General features: G+C 75.0%; 1 protein-coding gene. It reads left to right on the forward strand.

The annotated features are described in order from the left end of the window. The coding region (locus IE142_RS34410) for an SDR family NAD(P)-dependent oxidoreductase (protein ID WP_191889371.1) at positions 1–3,774 on the forward strand (3,774 nt) is incomplete at both ends.

Genomic DNA, 3,774 nt, shown 5'->3' on the forward strand with positions numbered 1-3,774 from the left:
GACCAGCCCGGAGTACTGGGTCCGGCATGTGCGCGAGGCGGTGCGGTTCGCCGACGCGGTGCGGGACATGGTCGCCGACGAGATCGGTACGTTCCTGGAGCTGGGCCCGGACGGCACGCTGTCGGCGATGATCCAGGAGACCGCGGCCGTCACCACGTTTCCCGTACTGCGCAAGGACCGGCCCGAGGAGGAGTCGGCCGTCACCGCGCTCGGCGCCTTGCACACGGCCGGTGTGACGGTCGACTGGGCGGTGTTCTTCGGGCCCCTGCACGCCGCCCGCGTGGACCTGCCCACCTACGCCTTCCAGCACCACTACTACTGGCCCGAGCAGGCTGACGGCGAGCCGGTCGCCACCGACCCGGTGGACGCCGAGTTCTGGGACGCCATCGAGAGCGAGGACCTCGACAGCCTGGCCGCCGGCCTCGGCCTCACCGGCGAGGAGCTGTCCGGCGTGGTGCCGGCGCTCGCTGCGTGGCGCCGCCGACGGCGGGCCGAACGCGACCTCGACGCCGTGCGCTACCGCGAGACATGGGTACCGCTGACCGGTGCGGTCACCGGCACCCCGCGCGGTACGTGGCTCGTGATCGTGCCGGAGGGAGCCGACGAGACCTGGGCGAGCCGCGTGGCCGGCGCGGCCGGGCCGGGCGCGATCCACGTGAACGTGCCGGTGACCGCCGATGCCGACGCGCTCGCCGCGCGGCTGTCCATCGCGGAGGGCGCGGGCTTCGCGGGCGTGCTGTCCCTGCTGGCCGAGGACCCGGCCGGACCGGTCGCCACGGCCACGCTGATCCGCGCTCTCACCGGGCTCGGCATCACCGCGCCCGTGTGGGCGGTCACGCGCGGTGCCGTCGCCGCCGTCGACGGTGACGCCGTCGAGCACCCCGAGCGCGCCGCCGTGTGGGGGCTGGGCCGGGTCGCCGCGCTCGAACACCCGGACGGCTGGGGCGGTGTGATCGACCTGCCCGCCGAGCCGGACGACGCCGCTCTCACGCGTCTCGCCGCCGTGCTCGCGCACCCCGGCGGCGAGGAGGAAGTCGCCATCCGCAACGGGGGCGTCGCGCTGGGCCGACGGATGACACCCGCGCCCGCCGGGGACGCGCCGGAGTGGACCCCGACCGGCACCGTGCTCATCACCGGCGGTACGGGTGCGCTCGGCGCGCGTGTGGCCCGCCGGCTCGCGGACCGTGGTGTCGCGCGTCTCGTGCTGGTGAGCCGCCGGGGTGACACGGCGCCGGGCGCCATCGCGCTGCGCGACGAACTGACCGCTGCCGGGGTCGAGGTGGACCTGGTCGCGGCGGACACCGCCGACCACGACGCCATGGCGGCCGTCCTCGCGGCGATACCCGCCGACCAGCCGCTGACCGGCGTCGTCCACGCGGCCGGCGTCCTCGCGGACGGCGTGCTGTCCGGGCTGAGCGGCGAGCAGTTCGAGACGGTGTTCCGCGCCAAGGTGGACTCGGCGCTGGTGCTGGACGAGCTGACCCGCGATCGCGCCCTGTCGGTGTTCGCGCTGTTCTCCTCGGCCGCCGGTTCCGTCGGCAACCCCGGCCAGGCGAACTACGCCGCGGCCAACGCGGTCCTCGACGCCATCGCCCAGCGCCGCCGCGCGCTGGGGCTGCCCGGCACCTCGCTGGCGTGGGGCGCGTGGGCCGGGGACGGCATGGGCGGCGGCGCGACGGGCGTCGGAGCCGCCGCGCTCGACCCGCACCTGGCCCTGACGGTGCTCGGGCAGGCCGTCACGGCGCCGGAACCCACGCTCACCGTGCTCGACATGCGCCACCCCGACGTGGTGGCCACCCTGCTCACGCCACGGCCGCACCGCCCCCTGCTGTCGGCACTGCCGGAGGCGCGCCGCTTCGCCGAGACCTCCGCCGCTCCGGCGTCCGGACTCGCCGCGGAGCTGCGGTCCCTCGACGAGGAGCAGCGCCTGGCACGGGTCGCGGGCGTGGTGCGCGGCGCCGTGGCGGCGGTCCTGCACAGACTGCCCGGCGACATCACGCTGGACCGTGAGTTCGGCAAGCTGGGCTTCGACTCGCTGACCTCCGTCGAGCTGCGCAACCGGCTGGTCGCGGCGACCGGGCTCCGCCTGCCCGCGTCCCTGCTCTACGACCACCCGACCCCGGCCGGGGTGGTCGAGCTCCTGCTCGACGAGCTGCTCGACGGCCCGGTTACCACCGTCACGGCACCGGTCACCGCCGTCACCGACGAGCCGATCGCCATCGTCGGCATGGCGTGCCGCTTCCCGAACGGCATCGACTCGCCGGAGGCCCTCTGGGCGCTGCTGACCGAGGGCAGCGACGCGATCGGGCCGTTCCCCACGGACCGCGGCTGGGACCTGGACGGTCTCGTCGGCGACCGACCGGACCGCAGCACCACCCAGCTGGGTGGCTTCCTGCAGGACATCGCCGGCTTCGACGCGGACTTCTTCGAGGTCTCCCCGCGGGAGGCCGTGGCGATGGACCCGCAGCAGCGGCTGCTGCTGGAGACGTCGTGGGAGGCGCTGGAGCGGGCGGGCATCGATCCGCTGGCGTTGCGCGGCAGCTCCTCGGGCGTGTTCGTCGGCACGAACGGCCAGGACTACGGCGACGTGCTCGCCGGCACCGAGGCCGGCCGCCAGGGCCACACCGGTACGGGCCTCGCCGCCAGCGTGCTGTCCGGCCGCCTCGCGTACACGCTCGGTCTGGAGGGGCCGGCGGTCACCGTGGACACGGCGTGCTCGTCGTCGCTGGTGGCGCTGCACTGGGCGACGCAGGCACTGCGCAGCGGTGAGTGCTCGCTGGCGCTGGTCGGCGGCGTGACGCTGATGACGACGCCGTGGCTGTTCGTGGAGTTCTCCCGGCAGGGCGGACTGGCGCCGGACGGCCGGTGCAAGGCGTTCGCCGAGGACGCCGACGGCACGGGGTGGTCCGAGGGCATCGGCATGATCGTGGTCGAGCGGCTGTCGGACGCCGTCCGCAACGGGCACGAAGTCCTGGCCGTGGTGCGGGGTTCGGCGGTGAACCAGGACGGCGCGTCGAACGGCCTGACCGCCCCGAACGGCCCGTCGCAGCAGCGGGTGATCCGGGCCGCGCTGGCCAGTGCCGGTCTCGAGCCGTCCGGAGTGGACGCCGTGGAGGCCCACGGCACGGGCACGTCGCTCGGTGACCCCATCGAGGCACAGGCACTCCTGGCGACCTACGGCCAGGACCGTGAGACGCCCCTGCTGCTGGGTTCGGTGAAGTCGAACATCGGGCACACACAGGCGGCCGCCGGTGTCGCGGGCATCATCAAGATGGTCCTCGCGCTGCGCAGCGCCGAGCTGCCGAAGACGCTGCACGTCGGCGAAGTGTCGTCCCGGGTCGACTGGGACTCGGGCGCGGTGTCGGTACTGACGGAGCCGACGCCGTGGCCGACGGTGGAGCGGCCGCGGCGGGCGGCGGTGTCGTCGTTCGGCATCTCCGGCACCAACGCGCACACGATCCTGGAGCAGGCCCCGGTCACCGTGGTTGCCGAGGCCGTCGAGCCGGCGGCGGCGGACGTCGTGGTGCCGTGGCTGGTGTCCGGCCGGTCCGCGGCGGCCGCCCGCGAGCAGCTGGCCCGGCTGGCGGACGCTTCCGCACGGCCGCTGGACATCGCGTACTCCCTGACGCTGCGGTCGCGCTTCGACCACCGTCTGGTGACGGTCGGCCGGACGGCCGACGAGCTGCTGGCGGGCGTGACCGAGGCGGTGGCCGGTGACGGTCGGCTGGGTGTTGTGTTCACGGGTCAGGGTTCGCAGCGGCTGGGGATGGGGCG

Origin of the sequence: Streptomyces mutabilis (genome assembly GCF_014649815.1) — a bacterium.
Taxonomy (GTDB): Bacteria; Actinomycetota; Actinomycetes; order Streptomycetales; family Streptomycetaceae; genus Streptomyces; species Streptomyces mutabilis.